Origin of the sequence: Corynebacterium sp. HS2168-gen11, from assembly GCF_024834075.1 — a bacterium.
GTDB lineage: Bacteria > Actinomycetota > Actinomycetes > Mycobacteriales > Mycobacteriaceae > Corynebacterium.
The window spans coordinates 1-18,719 of sequence record NZ_JANUXR010000010.1; the positions used below are offsets into that span (position 1 = coordinate 1).

Annotated in this window: 12 protein-coding genes; 10 read left to right on the forward strand and 2 right to left on the reverse strand. The window is 48.8% G+C overall.

What is annotated here, in order from left to right; genetic code table 11:
* Nucleotides 1-3,188 (forward strand): LPXTG cell wall anchor domain-containing protein (locus tag NXS99_RS07805; protein ID WP_259288110.1); only part of this gene is annotated, 3,188 nt, incomplete at its 5' end.
* 231 nt (nt 3,189-3,419) lie between these two features.
* Here the strand turns inward: NXS99_RS07805 and NXS99_RS07810 are convergent.
* Nucleotides 3,420-4,742, reverse strand: coding sequence for a DUF4921 family protein (locus NXS99_RS07810; protein ID WP_259288111.1), 1,323 nt, complete (start codon nt 4,740-4,742; stop codon nt 3,420-3,422).
* A gap of 139 nt (nt 4,743-4,881) precedes the next feature.
* Here NXS99_RS07810 and NXS99_RS07815 point away from each other — a divergent pair, with 139 nt between their 5' ends.
* Nucleotides 4,882-5,331, forward strand: coding sequence for a hypothetical protein (locus NXS99_RS07815; RefSeq protein ID WP_259288112.1), 450 nt, complete (start codon nt 4,882-4,884; stop codon nt 5,329-5,331).
* 10 nt (nt 5,332-5,341) lie between these two features.
* Here NXS99_RS07815 and NXS99_RS07820 read toward each other — a convergent pair whose 3' ends face one another.
* Nucleotides 5,342-6,439 (reverse strand): glycerate kinase, encoded by a 1,098-nt coding sequence (locus NXS99_RS07820; protein WP_259288113.1) that lies wholly within the window; start codon nt 6,437-6,439, stop codon nt 5,342-5,344.
* A gap of 654 nt (nt 6,440-7,093) precedes the next feature.
* Between NXS99_RS07820 and gdhA the strand changes: the two genes are divergently transcribed.
* The 8 genes from gdhA to smc all read left to right on the forward strand — a co-directional run bounded on the left by gdhA (nt 7,094) and on the right by smc (nt 18,274).
* Nucleotides 7,094-8,440 carry an NADP-specific glutamate dehydrogenase gene (gdhA, locus tag NXS99_RS07825; protein ID WP_259288114.1) on the forward strand — a complete coding sequence of 449 codons (1,347 nt, stop codon included), beginning with the start codon at nt 7,094-7,096 and terminating at the stop codon, nt 8,438-8,440.
* A gap of 355 nt (nt 8,441-8,795) precedes the next feature.
* Nucleotides 8,796-9,503: a DivIVA domain-containing protein gene (locus NXS99_RS07830; protein ID WP_259288115.1), complete on the forward strand. Its 708-nt coding sequence runs from the start codon at nt 8,796-8,798 to the stop codon at nt 9,501-9,503.
* A gap of 617 nt (nt 9,504-10,120) precedes the next feature.
* Nucleotides 10,121-10,645, forward strand: a complete 525-nt coding sequence (locus tag NXS99_RS07835; RefSeq protein WP_259288116.1) for a DUF177 domain-containing protein — start codon at nt 10,121-10,123, stop codon at nt 10,643-10,645.
* A complete protein-coding gene (gene rnc, locus NXS99_RS07840; RefSeq protein ID WP_259288117.1) occupies nt 10,642-11,418 on the forward strand; it encodes a ribonuclease III in 777 nt (258 codons plus the stop codon). The genes NXS99_RS07835 and rnc overlap by 4 nt, the downstream gene beginning before the upstream one ends.
* Entirely contained in the window at nt 11,397-12,269 is an 873-nt protein-coding gene (gene mutM, locus NXS99_RS07845; RefSeq protein ID WP_259288118.1) for a bifunctional DNA-formamidopyrimidine glycosylase/DNA-(apurinic or apyrimidinic site) lyase, read from the forward strand. Before rnc ends, mutM begins: the two co-directional genes overlap by 22 nt.
* A gap of 532 nt (nt 12,270-12,801) precedes the next feature.
* A complete protein-coding gene (locus tag NXS99_RS07850; RefSeq protein WP_259288119.1) occupies nt 12,802-14,283 on the forward strand; it encodes a sodium:alanine symporter family protein in 1,482 nt (493 codons plus the stop codon).
* 102 nt (nt 14,284-14,385) lie between these two features.
* Complete coding sequence (locus NXS99_RS07855; protein ID WP_259288120.1) at nt 14,386-14,661, forward strand: acylphosphatase; 276 nt, start codon at nt 14,386-14,388, stop codon at nt 14,659-14,661.
* Between the two features lie 130 nt (nt 14,662-14,791).
* A complete protein-coding gene (smc, locus tag NXS99_RS07860; RefSeq protein WP_259288121.1) occupies nt 14,792-18,274 on the forward strand; it encodes a chromosome segregation protein SMC in 3,483 nt (1,160 codons plus the stop codon).
* The last annotated feature ends 445 nt before the right edge of the window (nt 18,275-18,719 follow it).

Genomic DNA, 18,719 nt, shown 5'->3' on the forward strand with positions numbered 1-18,719 from the left:
TGACTCCTACTGCAACGCCTGCAGAATCCACAGGACCACAGGGTAAGACGCAGCAGGGAACACCAACGTTTACGCCTGGTGATCCAACGGTCACAATTGATGCGACGAAGGCTAAGTTGATTGATCCGACTACTGGTGTGGCTACAGATCAGCCGGTTGTTGTCAATGATGCTAAGGGTGTGGCAATTGGTACGTATACCATTGAAAATGGTGTTGTAACCTTTACTCCAAATCCTGAGAACACTAGCTTCGTTGGTACGCCTCCTGGCGTTCTGGTCGAAGCTCGTGACGAAAACAACACTCCAGCACGTGCAAAGTATCAGCCAGAAATCACTGCAGCTGATTTGGTGGGTAATAATGCAAGCCAGACTGTCAGCCAAGGTACGAAGCCAAAGGGTACTCCAACCTTCACGGAAAACGGCACGCCAATTGATATTGCAGCGTTGCCAGATACGCACAAGCCTGCGTTGATCAATAATGCAGGTGAACGTGTCCCTGAAGCACCAGCATTTGATGGCGGTGTTGAAGTCGGTACCTACACCATTGATTCGGCAACGGGTGAAGTTACATTCACTCCAAAGGATCCAAGCTATGTTGGCAGCCCGACTCCAGCAACAGTTGAGATTAAGAATGCCGATAATGTTGCTGTTCGTGCCGTCTTCAGCCCAACGATCATTGGTGTGAATCTCTCTGGTGAAGATGTCACAGGTACCAGCCCACAAGGCAGCCCTGTTGAATTGACGCCAGTATTTACTCCAGATGGTGTATTGGAAAACTCGGATCCAGTTACCGTTGATCCAACACAGACTAAGATGGTCGACCCAACTACTGGTGCTTTGACTCGTGATCCAATTGAGGTCGTTAAAGATGGTAAGAAGATTGGTGTCTACACCATTGATGACACCGGTAAGGTTACCTTCACACCTGAAAAAGACTTCAGCGGTGTGGTACCTGCACTGCAGGTTGAAGCAGTGGACTCTAACGGTACCAAGGTTCGTGCGACTGTCACCCCAGTGATCGAAAAGGTCACCCCACGTGGCGACAATGTGGATTCTTTGGGTACTCAAGGTAAGGATCAAACTGCAACTGTTGAATTCACTGAAGGTGATCCAACAGTTCCAATTCAGACCGATACCCTGTCATTCATGGATCCTGAAAACCCAACTCAGCATCCAACAACGCCTGTACTTGAGATCAATGCAAAGGATAAAGACGGTAACGTTATTGGTACCTACCGTATGGATCCAACCACTGGTGTTGTGACCTTCTCGCCAATCCCAACGTTTACTGGTACTCCGGTTCCAGCAGTAATTGGTGCGAAGGATGCTAACGGCACGCTTGCAACCGCAACGTATCGTCCGCGTGTTCTTGCGAAGACTCCAGTTGGTACCCCTGTGGAACAAACTGGTTCGCAAGGTCAGCCACAGTCTGGCACGCCAACGTTTAAGACAGGCGTCGATCCACTGAATCCAACTACTCCACAGGATATAACCCCATCTGCGGATAATCCTGCGAAGTTGGTAGATCTGGACGGCAACTTGGTTGAGAGCTACACCGTTGAGAACGTCGGTACTTATACAGTTGATCCACTGACTGGCACGGTTACCTTCCAACCTGTCGATACGTTTGTTGGAAAGGCTCCAGATGCCGTTGTTCAGATCAATGATCCGGACGGTATTCCAGCAACGGCTGTATTTAAGGCAGTCGTGAAGGATTCCAACCTGGTCTCGACATCTGCAACCTCCACAGGTATTGCAGGTCAGACGCAAACTGGTACGGTCACCTTCCGTAACGATGATCCGAACCTGACGTTCAATCTGGCTGAACACCCAGCGAAGTTGATCGACCCAGCTACCAAGCAGCCAGTCGATTTCTACGAGGTTCTTGGCGAAAACGGCAAGGTTCTCGGCCGGTACTCGGTTGACGGTGTCACTGGTGTTGTGACGTACACACCAGAAGACGTTGCATATTCAGGTCCTGTTGCTCCAGCAACTGTTCAGGTCTCTGACCAGTACGGTAATACCGCAACTGCTACCTACGCGCCTACGATTACACCGCTGAAGCCATCTAATGCGGCAAAGAACGCTACATCAGAAGGCATCCAGGGTGCGTCGCAAAATGGAACAGTTGAGTTTAAGAACTCTGATGATTCTGTTGTAACAGTTTCTGAAGACAACCCAGCTCACCTGGTAGATTCCGAAGGAAACTTGGTTGATAAACTTGATGCTGTTGATAACGATGGCAACAAGGTGGGTACTTACACCATCGATCCAAACACTGGTGTTGTGACCTTCGTTCCAGAAGGTAACTTCGTTGGTACACCAAAACCAGTTATGGTTCGTGTACTCGACAACGCTGGTGTACCAGTGGCTGGTTTGTATCAGCCGGTCGTCAAGGCAGTGAATCCAACGGCAAATAGCGATAAGCCAATGCCAGGCACGGATACTTCCACGGGTCTTGTTGACGAACCACAGACTGGTGAAGTTGTCTTTACTCCGGGTGCTCCTGGCGTGAAGTTTGATGTGACGACAATCTACATCAATGATCAGGCATATCCATTGGATCAGCTTGATGCAATTGGTAAGTTGGCTGCCTTCGATAAGAATGATCCAACCAAGCAGGTTGGTACCTATGAGATCACAGGTGTGTCTGAACCAGATGAGAACGGCAAGATCACTGTTCAGATCAAGTTCATTCCAGCTGCTGGTTTCGTTGGTACGACAGTACCGCTGAAGATCACGCTGAAGGATCAGTTCCAAAACGCAGCTGCTGGTTTCTACGTACCGACGGTAAATGAGAAGCCAAAGCCAGGTTTGTCCAGCTCACCTGAGTCACTGGTTCCACTGATCGTCGGTGGCGCAGTTACTGCCGGGATCATCGGTGGTATCGCTGGTCTGATTCACAACGGTGGATCTTCTACAGCAACGCCAGTACTGCCATCGCCAGTAGGACCTGCTCCTGCAGCTCCTGCGGCTCCAGCAGCACCAGCTGCTCCTGTGAAGGGAATCGCAAAGCATGAAGCTGCTCCTGCAGCTCCTGCGGCTCCTGTAAAGGGAATTGCAAAGCACGAGGCTAATGGTGCATTGGCGAATACCGGTGCCAATGTTGGCCTGCTGGGTCTGCTTGGTGCAGCTATGGCTGCAGCAGGTGGCGCGGTTCTTGGTCGGAGCCGTCGTCGTAACAAGTAAGTTATGACATAGCTGCGAAATACAGCACACAAAAGGTGTACCTGTCAGATACGGCAGGTACACCTTTTTATGTTCTAGCTACAAATAAACACCCTGTGGCATGTTGAACGAGTCCCCATGAGTTGGACTGAGAAACCAGATACCGAATATAGGGAGGGGAGCAGTTCTATAGCGCAGCACAGGGTGTTTAATAAAATAAGGCGCTTAGCGTACTGTTCGCAAACCTAGAAGTTAGCGTGTGTGTAAGACAGGATTGTAGAGCAAGCAATTGCGCTTGATGCTGCATTCTTCAGCGATACGAATGTTCGCAATTTTTTGCTCAGCGCGTAACGTAAACAAGCGGCTGACCACCTTATCACGTAATTGCCACGGGCTAATAGTGTTGAGATACACCTTGGTGCCACCTTCAAACCCAGCCAACGTAGACACGCGCCACTTGATCATAATGCGCCATGGCATTGGAATATCAAGATCGATTGGCTTGTGATGCCATTCTTCATTGCATGGAATCTGTGGACCAGCTGCGGCATGGCACGCATGTACCAGATCACTCATGCCACGAATCTCCTCGGCGCTTTGGTTCCAAGGCTCTGGGGTGGCCGACTTAGAAAATACCTCCAGAGTTGGATATCGGTGACCGAAACCGGCAAATGCAATAGCGTAGTCGTTTTCCGCAATGATTAAATTACGAGAAGCTGCGTAATTCACTGCCCACTCGTTATACATATTCGGATTCATGCGCAATTTTTGAATTTCAATATCTGCATGATGTCCGCGCTCGTCAATGGCGACAAGTTGTTTATGCAGATGATCAAAAGAAGCACCAGCTGGTTTGAGCCAGTTTTGAAACACCGCAACATATGAGGCATATGGATTACGTTCATAGAGATCAAGTGTGGTTTCCACTGTGAACTTCGTTAATGCATAGTGTTCATCTGGCGTTAATGTACCGGCTGAAGCTAAATCGGCATGTGTAGTTGCATCATCAGTGAAATGACGCCGACCAATAATAAGATCGTGCCCGCCGCCAAAAAAACCTTCAGCTTGTGCCAGTAACTCAGATTCTGGAATATCAACATCCAAACCGGCAGCTTTCCGTTTGGTTCGAATCGTGCGCAAGACGTGTTCTTTTCCGCGCGGATCTGCAAGATAAGTATCCATATGAGCTTGTGCTACAGCATCCATGTGGAAACCGTAATTTGCTTTCCAGTATTCGTAAGTCACAATTTCGAATAAATTGGAGACGCGACGAAAATCAGCTGGACTATTTTCAACCTGGTCAAATGCTACACGTGACACTGTTTGACAGTGCTGGTCGGCACATACACGTGCCTTTTCTGGTGGTGTTTCGAGATGTCGATCAGCACAGAACGCACAGTAATTATGATGTTCTTCAGCAGAAAGTGGGCTGGTATCGGCGCTTGGGTTTTCTAATGGCCGATTCCCGCGTCCTGGTACAGTCCATACTTCGGTACCAGAAAAAGGATTGAGTTGTTTGACAGTACCGTCTGCCATAATTTGAATCGGATTGATGCGTGCAGCCATTGAGTTCATGATTTCAGTGTAATAGCCAAACCATCAGTGCGCTTGTGATGCCTGACAAAAGTTGTGAAATTGACAGTTATCGGCCACCGCTTGTGTGATACCTAAGGAAGGAGGAATAAAGCTAGGGTATGGTTCTATAATGGCGACTATGGCTTTTATCACTTTTGACTTTCTTGCCCCAAGTGTTGCCCACACGCTTGTCCAACAGCGTTTTGATGCATTGACTACTTTGTTACTACGCGATGCTCACGCAGCAAAACTGGAAGTAACGTTAGAGCAAAGCCCACAGTTTCCAGGCGAAGTTGTGCAGCAACTGCAACAGTCATATCGCAGTGAGCATGAAGACGCATTTGATGCCGCCGATGATGACGAAACTTTGCTTGCCCATCATGGCGTGTATCCGCTGGAACAATTGCTGCCAGCACGGATAGTAATCGAGGTGGTGGAGCCAAAAGCTTCGGTGAATCAACTTGCCATGCTGTATGCGCGTATTTTGACTCCACCAGCGACACTGCCGAACTCCGCAATCGAAACTATGGAGGAGCAGCGTTATGAAGTACCTGCAACATTCCCATGGAGTGTTGCGGTGCGTCCGTAACCTTTTGCAGTTAGCGGCTAAGAATGCTTGTGGCGATGGCTTTGCCGGCTTCGTGAAATTGTACTTCAGGGTCAGCGTCGCAAAGCGTGATGCACTGGTGATTGCCAGGTGGTGTGGTAACAAACTGACCTGCAACAATATAGTTCGTTGTCGCAGTTGCGCGGCGTAATACTTCACCGACGACTTTTCCGTGCAGCGATTGCTCATCAAAGCGGCCTTCGCCGGTGATGACGATATCGGCTGCGGCAATTTGCTGGTCAAGTTCAACGGCATCAGCGATGACATGGATGCCTGGCAAAATATGCACGTGTTCGGTGGTAGTGTAGAGCAGCTTTGAGAGCCAGGTAATGCTTAATGCAACACCGCCTGCAGCGCCCATGCCAGGAATCGTTGGATCGATGTCGACAAGGCTACTAAAGTGCGCTAAACCGCGATCGAGAATTTCGATTTCTTCTGGAGTCGCCCCTTTTTGTGGCCCGTAGACAGTAGCACTACCGTGTGGACCTGTTGCAGGATTACGGATATCAGTGAGAAGCACCCATTCCACGCCCGCTGCCGGAATATTTAATTGAGCAGTATCAATGCTGGCAATTGATGCTAACCCTTGCCCGCCTTGGGCCACAGGATGCCCGTGTGCATCGAGCGGTGTTGCCCCCAGCGCAACTAAAATGCCAGTACCTGCGTCAGTGGTAGCGCTGCCACCTAATCCTAAGACGATTCGTGTAGCGCCGCGTGTCTGCGCATCCGCGATTAACACGCCAGTGCCGTAAGTATCTGCAAAGAGTGCGCGACGATCATCTGGAGCAATCAGTGGTAATCCGGATGCCGCAGCTACATCGATATAGGCGGTGGTGGTTGCTGCATCGTAGATATAGCTTGCCTCGATGAGACGACCATTGGCGTTTGTAGTTGGTAATGAGATGCGTTCACCGTGAAATAGTGCAGCTGTTCCTTCGCCACCATCGGCAAGTGGTTGTAGCATGTAGTTGATCTTGACGTCTGCAGCAGCAAAGACTTCTTGCATGCCTGCCTGGAGCAAGGTTGCCGCTTGACTAGCAGAAACAGTGCCTTTGAAGGAATCTGGTGCAATCAGGATGGAAATGCTCATAACTAGTATTCTTTCTAAACCTTAAAAGATGCAGCGAAAAGACAAGCCGTTGGAGATCAATTCTTGATGGTGTTGCTGCTAGAGATCTGTCACATGCTAACACGCAAACGTTTACTTAGGTGGATTATTAGCGACTGCGTGCAAGGATTCAGAGGTGTCTATGCGTACGATGCAGTGTTGGAGAATATCTCCGGTGCATGAGACTGCGCTTGCTGTATCTGTTGGGAATTGATCCAGAGTTTTGTGTGTGAAGGGGCGTGTGTGAAGCGTCGTCAAGCTAGCATGTTCTAGCGGTATGGCAGATGTTGATGTGTGATGGGGGAGATGTGTGGCCGGTAGTGGTGCGGCCGGTAGTGGTATGGATGGAACTTGAGAACAATGCCTGACTGATTTGCGGGTGGGGTAGTGTCAAAGTTTCTATAAAACTATAGAAACGAGCGTGAGGAATCGCACTTGGCAACACATTTTTGAAATGAATATAATTGTTCTGAACAGGGGATATTGGAAAACTGTGTGTGAAATTCTATAGCCAAGTAGAAAATAATTTCTATAGAGGTGTAGAATTAATGACTGTATTACATTATGAGTGCTTCACAGTTGAAAACAGATATCTTCTTGTTGCAAGACTCATACATACCTCATGGAAGGACTCTCATGTCTGATATTGATACCATTGTTGACGGTTACTACGAAGCGCTGGTGCGCCGTAATGCCGGTGAACCAGAATTTCACCAAGCAGTTGCTGAGGTCATGGATTCTTTGAAGATTGTTTTGAAGAAAGATTCTCACTACGCAGACTATGGCCTTATTCAGCGTTTGTGTGAGCCAGAGCGACAGATCATCTTTCGTGTTCCTTGGGTTGATGACAACGGCGTTGTCCAGGTGAACCGTGGCTTCCGCGTGCAGTTCAACTCCGCACTTGGCCCATACAAAGGTGGCCTGCGCTTCCATCCATCCGTGAACTTAGGCATTATCAAATTCCTCGGTTTCGAGCAGATCTTCAAGAACTCTTTGACCGGTCAGCCAATCGGTGGCGGCAAGGGCGGCTCTGACTTTGATCCAAAGGGTCGTTCTGATGCTGAAATCATGCGTTTCTGCCAGTCCTTCATGGCTGAGCTGCACCGCCACATTGGCGAGTATCGCGACGTACCAGCTGGCGACATCGGCGTTGGTAGCCGCGAGATTGGTTACCTGTTCGGTATGTATCGTCGTATGGCAAACCAGCACGAATCTGGCGTCTTGACTGGTAAGGGCCTGACCTGGGGTGGCTCCTTAGTTCGTACCGAAGCAACCGGCTATGGTGCTGTTTATTTCGTTGAAGAGATGATGAAGCATCACAATGCAGAGCTGAAGGGCTCGAAGGTTGTTGTTTCGGGTTCCGGCAACGTTGCAATCTATGCAATTGAAAAGGCTCAGGAACTGGGCGCAACTGTTATCGGCTTCTCTGATTCCTCCGGTTGGGTTCATACTCCAAATGGTGTCGATGTAGAAAAGCTCAAAGACATCAAGGAAGTTCGTCGCGAGCGCGTGTCTGTGTACGTTGACGAAGTTGAAGGCGCAACTTTCCACTCTGAAGGTTCCATCTGGGATCTTAAGTGCGATGTGGCACTTCCTTGCGCAACCCAAAACGAACTCAACGGTGAGCATGCCCGTACCCTTGCTGCAAACGGCTGTAAGTTCGTTGTTGAAGGTGCAAATATGCCTTCCACCGCAGATGCAATTGAAGTGTACCGCGAGACCGGCGTGCACTTTGCACCTGGTAAGGCTGCAAATGCTGGCGGCGTGGCAACTTCCGCACTGGAAATGCAGCAGAACGCATCTCGTGAGTCTTGGACCTTCGAATACACCGACGAGCGCCTGCACAACATCATGCGTACGATCTTCCGTACCTGTGAGAAGACAGCTCGTGAGTATGGCTACGAAGGTGACTACGTTATCGGTGCAAATATCGCAGGCTTTAAGAAAGTCGCAGATGCAATGTTGGCACAAGGCATTGTCTAACCGTCAGTAGTTCTGACACCTCAACAAGGCTGTGCGTCGAAGATTCTAACTTCGTCACACAGCCTTTTGTGCTGCTATATGCGAGCTTAGAATGCTTTGCGACGCGTGTGGTGGTGCCGGATGTTGCGTACGCGTGCGGTGTCGGTGGCCGTAGCTTTGCGACGCGTGTGGTGGTGCCTGGGTAGTGGTGGTGCTACGAAGATGTGTGGAGTGCGGAATCAGAATCATAATGAACCCTCAGTACGATTATTGATCCCTTCCTAGATGCGGTTGTATCAGTTTCAGTGCGAGATTTTTTAGACTTAGCGTCGTCGTTGCGCGTCAGCGTGAGATGCTTTTTAGGTATATTGAAATTATGTATCGCGTATTTGAATGCCTCGATGAACTCGTAAACATTGTTGACCAAGCCTATGGCGTTCCAATGACACAGAACTGCATGGTTCCACGCCATGAGGTTCTCGCCCTCCTTGACGATCTGCGCAATGCGCTTCCAATCGAAGTCGATGATGCGCAAGACGTTCTTGATCAGCGTGATGAGATTATTCGCACTGCTGAACAACAAGCACAGGAACAAGTTGCGCATGCCACGGCTGAATCTGAGCACTTAGTTTCCACTGCTCATCGCGATGCAGACATAATGATCAAAGATGCAACAGATCGCGCTAGTAGCACGGTTGCAAAGGCTCAAGATGATGCAGTTGCCATTGTGGATCGTGCTCGACACGATGCTGATACTACCGTGGCGCGCGCGAATGCTGAAGCTAAGCGTTTAGTTGAAAATGGCCATGAACAGTATCAACGTGCCGTCGACGAAGGCCTTGCCGAGCAAGCTCGTTTGGTCAGCGAAGCCGAGTTAGTACGTCGCGCAAATGAAGAGGCACACCGGATTGTTGATGCTGCACACGCTGATTCTGACCGCCTGCGCAAAGAATGTGATGTATTCGTTGATACTAAACTGAAAGAATTTGAAGACAGCTTGACAGAAACCTTGCGTACCGTTACTCGCGATCGCAGCGCACTGCGTCACGGTGCTGGTGCACAACAACGCCGCTACGACGCATAAACGTACTATTTACTCAGAGAATCAGCGTCATTCGCACAACTGTATCCAGGCAGAATAGCTGCCTGGATACAAAAGATTCATGGTGCAGATGCAAGCATGAACGCTCTCGGCTGGCTTTTGCTGGGTATACAAGAGACCCAGCGATAAATGATCGATGTCTCTCTCAAGATTATTTGCTCATTACTCCTCATAATCTAGTTGGTCAGCGCAGTAGGAGTATACCTGGCTCTTTGTATAGCATCGTTGCACAATACGAGTGTTGTACAACGATGCTAATACTGTTTATCAGGCCTTATATTCAACGTACTGATATATTCAGAAACACTGCGGAGGCATGCTTGCTGTAGGCTGCGATCCCCATATATTGCGTAGCTGTCGAGCTTAGGTATCTTGGTACGGATACTGATTGAATGCTGCACTGCTATGCGATGCGGTATGTAGCAGGTGATCTTGGCTATCGTTGTTGAGATAGATGAGAGCGTTATCGCAGCTAGTAGAGATTTCCTGTAAAGCTCATACTTCCACTCGTGAGCACTATGGTGTGTACAATGAGGCACAGACAAACGGTATTGGTGTATTTCACCATTACCGTTGGAACAGAGTAGGATACGAACACGATGAACACACAGTCTCCATTTATTTTTGATATTAATGCCGTTATTCGCAGCAATTCTCCTGCGTTTTTGAATCAAACTGGTCCAAGCCCAACGCGCATTGGTCCGGCAATGATTGGAATTGCCGAAGGGCAAGAAGTTTCAGTTGATGCGCAGCTTGTACCACTTGGTGAAGGCCTTATGGTGACTGTTGAAGTTTCAGCAGAACTCAGTGGCCAGTGTGTTCGCTGTTTGGCACCGTTGCACCAGCCTGCCACAATTGCAGCCACCCAGGTTTTTGCGTTGAGTGAAGATTTTATTACCGGTGACGAAGCAGCCAGCGAAGAAGAAGAGATCCCATTGGTGCACGGTGATAGCGTCGATATGCTGCAAGCTATCATCGATGAGGCTGGCGTGACGCTACCATTTAACCCAGTGTGTGAAAACGGCTGCGACGAGGGTGATGTTCCAGCTCCTGATGGTGTCGTTGAAGAAATGGAAGAACAGCGCGTTGATCCGAGATGGGCTGGTTTGGAGAAATTTCTATGAGCAAGAAACCAAAATTAAGTAATGAAGAGATTTTAGATCAGCGGTTTCATGCTGTTGATCACCAGCCATTACTCGATGTTTTTGGGGTAGATATTCCAGAAGACCTTCTCAAACTTGCACTTTCACACCGCTCGTTTGCCAATGAGCATGGTCATCTTCCTAATAACGAACGTCTGGAATTCTTAGGGGATTCTGTACTCGGGCTTTCGATTTCCACCAAGCTGTATCAGCATTATCCAACGCACCCTGAAAGTGTGATTTCGAAGATGCGTGCCAGCATTGTTTCGCGATATGCCCTTGCTGATACTGCGCGAGAAATTTCCCTTGGCGAGCACATCATGCTTGGTAAAGGCGAGATGCTTACCAATGGTCAGGATAAAGATTCGATCCTGGCCGATACAATGGAAGCATTATTCGGCGCAATTTTCCTATCGTCCAATTATGAAACTGCACGCGATGTAATTTTGCGATTGTTCGATAAAAAGATTCAAACTGCCGCAGCAGTTGGCCGCTACCAAGACTGGAAAACCAGCTTGCAAGAGCGCTTGGCAGAATACAAGCTTCCAATGGCGCAATATGATGCAACCAGTGTTGGCCCGGAGCATGAAAAACTCTTCACAGCCACAGTCACGGTCTATGACACATTGCTTGGCACAGGGCAAGGATCTTCGAAGAAATTTGCCGAACAAGCTGCCGCGAAGCAGTCGTTGCAATCGCTCAATGATATTTCCGTGCGCCAAAATCTGCAGCAATGCCAGAACTCCCAGAAGTAGAAGTTGTTCGGCGCGGACTGCTCACGCACCTCAAACAGCACCAGTTCACTGAGCTTCGTGTGCATCACCCACGTGCAGTGCGCCATAACCTAGCAGGTGCCGAGCAGCTACGAGTCACAGCTATCGGTGCGCATGTCAGCGATGTGCAACGCCGTGGAAAGTTTTTGTGGCTTGAACTTGCCGATTCCATTACGCCAGATGCTTGCATTGTGGTGCATCTTGGTATGAGCGGGCAAATGCTAATGCAACCATTAGGCGCTGATCAATCCCATCCCAGCTATCGTCACGCTCGGATTCAAGCCGAACTTGATCACGCTGCTGAGCTTTGGTTCGTTGATCAGCGCACGTTTGGCTATTGGCGCGTTGATACGTTAGTTGATACTCCACATGGCAGAGTGCCGGAAAGTATCGTGCATATTGCGCGGGATTTGTTAGATCCAGATCTCGATCTTGCCCGCTGCATTGCAGCATTCAAATCACGATCGGCTGCGATTAAGCCATTGTTACTAGATCAAAGCATTGTCAGTGGCATTGGCAATATCTATGCCGATGAAATGTTGTGGCAAGCAAAGATTCATCCACAAACAGTTGCCAGCAGCTTATCGACGCGGAAACTTTGCAATTTGTTAGAAGCTGGCCAAGCTGTGATGCAAGCTGCGTTGGCACAAGGTGGGACGAGTTTTGATCAACTCTATGTGAATGTCAATGGCGAATCTGGCTATTTCGCAGTGTCGTTACAAGCATATGGGCAAACTGCCAAGCCTTGTCAGCGATGTGGGTATAGTATCGCGCGGAAGAAAATTGCACAGCGCTCAAGCCATTATTGTCCAAAATGTCAGCGGAAACGTTAAGACTTTCTTGCGTGAGAAGGCAAGTCTATTCCATACATAGCATGTGAGATGGGACACGTTTTGAAGATTGATGTACATCCGCACACACATCCGATATTTGTGACCAAATAGTTATTTTTGGCATTTTTCTACCCGTGCGTCGCGTCACGGAAGTTTATTTTGATTGCTCTATAGAAATTCAATATCTCATACTTTTGTATGGTTACAATCGGGGATGGACGAGGGGAGTAGTTGAAATAATCGTCTTTAGTGTTGCGAAAAGAACAGCTAAGACACTGTTTCCTATAATTGTGACGACTCGAGATGTGCTTTGGCTATAAAATACGATATAAAAAATCCATTACATGCAATAATTGTCTTTATTTCGGGCAATGTTTAGAGTTGCATTAATTATGATTTCGACAATTATTTCAGAATGATTACAATCTTAGGTTTTTGTGTGCGCTACGCAGCAATGCTGCGGGTAGTGGGCCTGTAGTCAGACGTAAAAATAAGTTTCCTAAAGTTCTTTGAAACTGTAGCATTCCAGAACATGGACGTTTTCGAAAAATATATTGGTCTTGTAAATGGTGAGATTTGGAAGGTAATCCCATACCTTCTCATTGGTGCTGGTCTCTATTTTGCAGTACGTACATTGGTTGTTCAGGTTCGCATGATCCCTGAAATGTTCCATTCTGTGCGCGATCGACGCCCAGAAGGTATGACAAAGGCTGACGATGAAGGCATTTCATCGTTCAAGGCCTTTACTATCTCTGCAGCTTCTCGTGTTGGTACTGGTAACGTCGCTGGTGTTGCTGTGGCAATTACGTTAGGTGGCCCAGGTGCGGTGTTCTGGATGTGGGTCATTGCATTACTCGGTGGCGCAACCGCATTCGTAGAGTCTACCTTGGCGCAGCTTTGGAAAACTCGTGAAGGTGATGGCACCTATCGTGGCGGTCCAGCGTATTACCTCACAAAAGGCTTAAATGCGCGCTGGCTTGCCGTGATCTTCGCAGTCGCAATTACCTTCACTTTCGGTTTCGTCTACAACGCTATCCAGTCGAACTCTATCGTCGAAGCATTTGGTACCTCATTAGGTATCACCATTGGCGAAAACGACGGTTTGTTCCGTGCCGGTGTGGGTGCAGTTCTTGCAGTTATTACTGGCCTGATCATTTTCGGTGGTGTGAAGCGTATCGCTAACTTCACCCAAGTGATCGTTCCATTTATGGCATTGCTGTACTTAGTCGTCGGCGTGATCGTGGTCATTATGAACATCACCGAAGTTCCAGGCATGATCGCACTGATTCTCAAACATGCATTTGGTCTGCAAGAAGTAGCAGGTGCAACCATCGGTATGGCATTTACCAACGGTATGCGCCGCGGTCTGTTCTCGAACGAAGCAGGTCAAGGTTCTGCACCAAACGCTGCTGCAACCGCAACTGTCTCTCACCCAGTTAAGCAAGGTTTGGTACAGACCTTGGGCGTGTACTTCGATACCCTGTTGGTCTGCTCAATTACCGCGTTTATCATTTTGCTCGGTACTGACATCACAACTCTCGACGGCAACGTACAAGGCGCTGCATTAACCCAAGTAGCATTGGCAAACACCATTGGTGAATGGGGTATTCACTTCGTGACCATCATCGTATTCTTCTTGGCGTTCTCTTCTGTGATCGGTAACTACTACTTGGCACAAGCAAACTTGGAGTTCTTTACCGAATCCAAGGTCGTCTTAAATATCTTCCGTCTCGTGGTTATGGGCTTCGTATTCTTCGGTGCAATCGGCTCTGTTCCAGTTGTCTGGGCACTGGGTGATACCTTCGCAGCATTGATGGTTTTGATCAACCTCGTTGCGATCATCCCACTTGGTGGTGTGGCAGTGAAGCTGCTGAAGAACTACGACCAGCAAAAGGTCAAGGGCTTGGATCCAATCTTCCACCGCGATATGCTTCCGGAAATAAAGAACATCGAATGCTGGGATGGCTCTGATGCTGTCACCCGGCGCGGTGGCCAGATCATCCGTGAAGTCTAGTCTTCACAGTTGAACGATATTTTTCTTAAAAACCTCGGATACGATTCGTGTCGTATCCGAGGTTGTCGTCTACGGTAGGAACTACGAGATTCGATTTGGAACATGCAGATTATTCGTATGACAGCGTGGATTCACGGTGAAGTTCAAGGTGTGGGATTTCGCTGGTGGACATATTGCCAGGCAAAAGAATTACATCTTTCCGGCTGGGTGAAAAACCTCCGCGATGGTCGTGTATGTGTAGTTGCCGAAGGCACGCGTGTTGATCTTGCTGAGTTGAAGCGTCGATTAGCATGTGGTCCTGCAACAGCACGAGTGAAAACTGTGGTGGAACTTTATCAGGAGCCTAAAGGTGTCAGTGACTTTTCCATTCGCCACTAAACCTGCTCTGTGCACGCTGCCCACGCCGATCGGCCACCGTACATCTTTTGTGAAGGCAGCGATATCAGCAGTGGGGTGAAGGTAGAAAAATCGTACGATTGTGAGATAAGTTTCTGCTAGACTCACAATAATGTATTTGAAGTCGCTGACATTAAAAGGCTTTAAGTCTTTTGCTTCCGCGACGACACTGAAATTTGAGCCTGGTATTTGTGCCGTCGTTGGCCCAAACGGTTCTGGTAAATCCAATGTCGTCGATGCTCTTGCGTGGGTCATGGGCGAGCAGGGTGCGAAAACTCTGCGCGGCGGCAAAATGGAAGACGTAATTTTCGCAGGCGCTGGCGATCGCAAACCATTAGGGCGCGCCGAAGTTACCTTAACAATTGATAATGCCGATGGTGCCCTAGATATCGCCTATTCCGAAGTTTCTGTCACTAGGCGCATGTTTCGCGACGGGGCCAGCGAATATGAAATCAACGGCACAAAAGCCCGGTTGATGGATATTCAAGAATTACTTTCCGATTCTGGCATCGGCCGTGAGATGCACGTTATTGTCGGACAAGGTCGGCTTGCGCAAATTCTAGAAGCACGACCAGAAGATCGTCGTGCGTTTATTGAAGAAGCTGCAGGCGTATTAAAACATCGACGCCGTAAAGAAAAAGCGCAGCGAAAATTGGCCAATATGCAGGTCAATCTTGATCGTCTGACGGATCTTACCAATGAGTTGCAACGCCAACTCAAACCACTTGCCAGGCAAGCGCAGGCGGCGAAAAAAGCTGCCACTGTGCAAGCTGAATTACGTGATGCAAGGTTAAAAGTTGCTGGTTTTGAATTGCATACGCTTGCGACGCGTTTGCAGCAGGCGCATGCAGCAACGTTGGTCAGTGCCACAGATCATGCGGCTGCTGTGGCACAAGCTGAGCAGGTTGCCGCGCAATTGGCTGAGTATGAAGCCAATTTGGCTACCGCATTGCCGGCAGCAGAAAAAGCTCAGCAGTTGTGGTTTGATCTTTCGAGTTTGGTTGAGCGGATGTCGGCGACATTGCGTATTGCGAAAGATCGTCAAGCCTCGGTGAGTATTACTCCGTATTCGGGTCCGGATCCGGAGCATTTAGAACAACTTGCGGTGCGTGCTGAAGCAGAGTTTCAGGCGCTGCAAACTGAACATGATATTGCTGAACATCGATTGGAAGCCCTACAAGAGCAAGTTGAGGTTGCTGCCGAAGAACTGCAAGCTGCCGATGCCGCACATCTTGCCCAAGTACGAGCAGTAGCGGATCGTCGCGAAGGCATTGTGAGATTAGTAGCGCAGCAGGAATCCGAGCGGAGCCAATTGCGCGCTGCAGAAGACGAGGTTGAGCGGTATGATGCGGTGATCAACCAAAGTTATGAGCGTTTGGTAGAAGCTGAACAGCACTTACAAGATGTGCAGGCTCGCGCGCAGGTGTTAGAAGAACAAGAAATTTCGATTCAAGAGCGCTTCACCCAAGCTCAGGCGGAATCGAAAGCCGCCGAAGCACGTTTAGAGCAATTGCGTCAGCAGCAGCGAGAAGGCGAAAAAGAAGTTTCGCGGTTAGAGTCTCGAATTGAAACGCTGCGTGCTACCATGACGATCCCAAAGGGAAGTTTGGCCACGGCGTTGAACACGACGTTTGCAGATATTGCTACTGTGATTCACCCGGATGCCGGCATAGAATTGGCACTGGCAACCGCATTAGGGCATTTCCAGCATGCGCTCGTTGGTGAACTGCCAACACCAAGCAACTTAGATCATATTGGTGCTGATCGTGAAATTGTGTTGTACCCGCAACCAGCGGCCAAGCCTTGGCATGTCAGTGCGACGTTACCAGCACAAACATACTGGCTTCTCGACGTCGTTCGGATCGAACCTGCGTATCAACAAGCATTGTCGCGTTTATTAGCAGATGTTGTGGTGGCCAAAGATCTTGCCACCGCACGTGCTGTTGTGGAGGAAGATCCACGGTTGAAAGCTGTCACGGTTGATGGAGAAATGGCAGGTGAAGGCTGGTATATTCTGGGAACGCCAGGAACGAAAACGAGCATTGAAACCCAAGGTGCGATTACTGCGGCAACGGAAGAATTGCAATCGGCACAAGCAGCCCTTGATGAAATCATTGGAACGTTTGAAGGTGCACGAACCAGTGCAGATACCTTACGTGTGACGGCAGCAAGTGCCACAGCTGCAAAAAATGAGCACCAAGTGCAACTTCGCCAAGTTCGCGCAGAAGTTCAACGCGCCAAGCAAACAGTTGCGCAAGTGTCACAGCAGCATCAAAGTGTCACCCAACAAGCAGTTATGACTGCACAACGATTGGAACAGTTGCGGTCAAAACTGGAAGAAACTTCTGCTCGCGTTGCACTGGTTGAAGATTATGACGATGATGCTGATACTCAACCAGTTTCATCGCAGCAGCGAGACCTGGCACAACAACAATTAGCCCAGGTACAAGCAATGGAAGTTGAAGCGCGTTTGCAACTGCGAAGTTTACAAAGCGATATTCAGAACCTTTCGGGTAAAGCCGCTGGGCTACGTCGTCAAGCAACGCATGAATTACAAGCTCGACAACGTCATGACCAGTTGATGCAACGCAGGCGGGCACAACAAGCACTTGCGGCAACGATTGCTGAACTCACAGAAAATGTACTCGAACGTGCAACAGTGGCATTAGCAACTGCGACACAGCAACGTGATGCTACGAAGCAACAACGAGTTGAGATTCAACGACTCTTGGAGCAAACTCGCAGCCAGATGCAACAACTGCAGCATCAGGTGGCAACTAATGAGCAACGCAAGCATGCCAATGAATTACAAGAACAAGAAGCTGCTGTTCGGTTTGAGCAAGCACAACTTGTTGCAAGTGAGACGCTGAAAGTTCCAGCGGCGGATATTTTGCGTGATTACGAACCTGCCGCGGATTTTGATCAACAGGCAGCATATGCGGAGGTTAGTGCAGCAGAAAAGGCTTTGAATCGGCTAGGCAAAGTCAATCCGTTGGCCTTAGAGGAGTACAAGGCATTAGAGGAACGCTACCAGTTTTTGGCAACGCAGCTTGATGATGTGCAACAGGCTCGGAAAGATTTAGCTGGTGTGATTGAAGATGTGGATGCACATATTTTGCAGCTGTTTACTGATGCGTATGCCGATGTTGCGAAGGAATTTCCGAAGGTCTTTGCAACATTGTTCCCTGGTGGTGAAGCCAAGCTGGTATTAACTGAGCCAGATGACATGCTTGCAACAGGAATTGAAGTTGAAGCGCGTCCGCCTGGGAAACGAGTCAAGCGATTGTCGCTGCTTTCTGGTGGTGAGAAATCTTTAACGGCTTTGGCCATGTTAGTTGCGATTTTCAGAGCGCGTCCGTCGCCGTTTTATGTTATGGACGAGGTCGAAGCAGCTCTTGATGATGTGAACTTGCGTCGCTTAATTGCATTATTTGAGCAGCTGCGCGAGGAATCACAATTAATTGTGATTACACACCAAAAGCCAACGATGGATATTGCCAATGTCTTATATGGCGTGACCATGCAAGGAGACGGTATTACGAAGGTGATTTCGCAACGCATGAATCCTGCGAACGCTCATACAGAGGCGACGTAGGCCTACGAGTTGGGCATAACAAACTGACGCGAGAGTGCATTCCAACAAGCGTGCCTGCGCACATACAACCCCATGCTGCATGCGCCGACAACCGTGCTCATGTGCTGCAACCGTGCTGCGCGCATGCACAACTGCAGCGTTGGCATTTCTATGCCAGCGAGAAGCTCCATGATATGTCTCTTAATCGCCACTGACGTACCGCAATTTTAACCCTAGTGTGATTTTAAGCTCCTTCGGCATGCATCTTTACTGAAATACCCTGCAATTTAGCTGCGCGTCGTTGATGCATGCTTGGTGCTAAGTTGAGAAAACTACGCAGAACTCGTAGTGTTTCAGTTTTGGGCAGTACGAGTTTGGCTGCTGTGTGTCACTGTTTGAGCGACCATAGCCAAAGTGTTGATCATTAGTCTTAAGCTGTATGAATCGCAAAAAACTTGAGATTTTA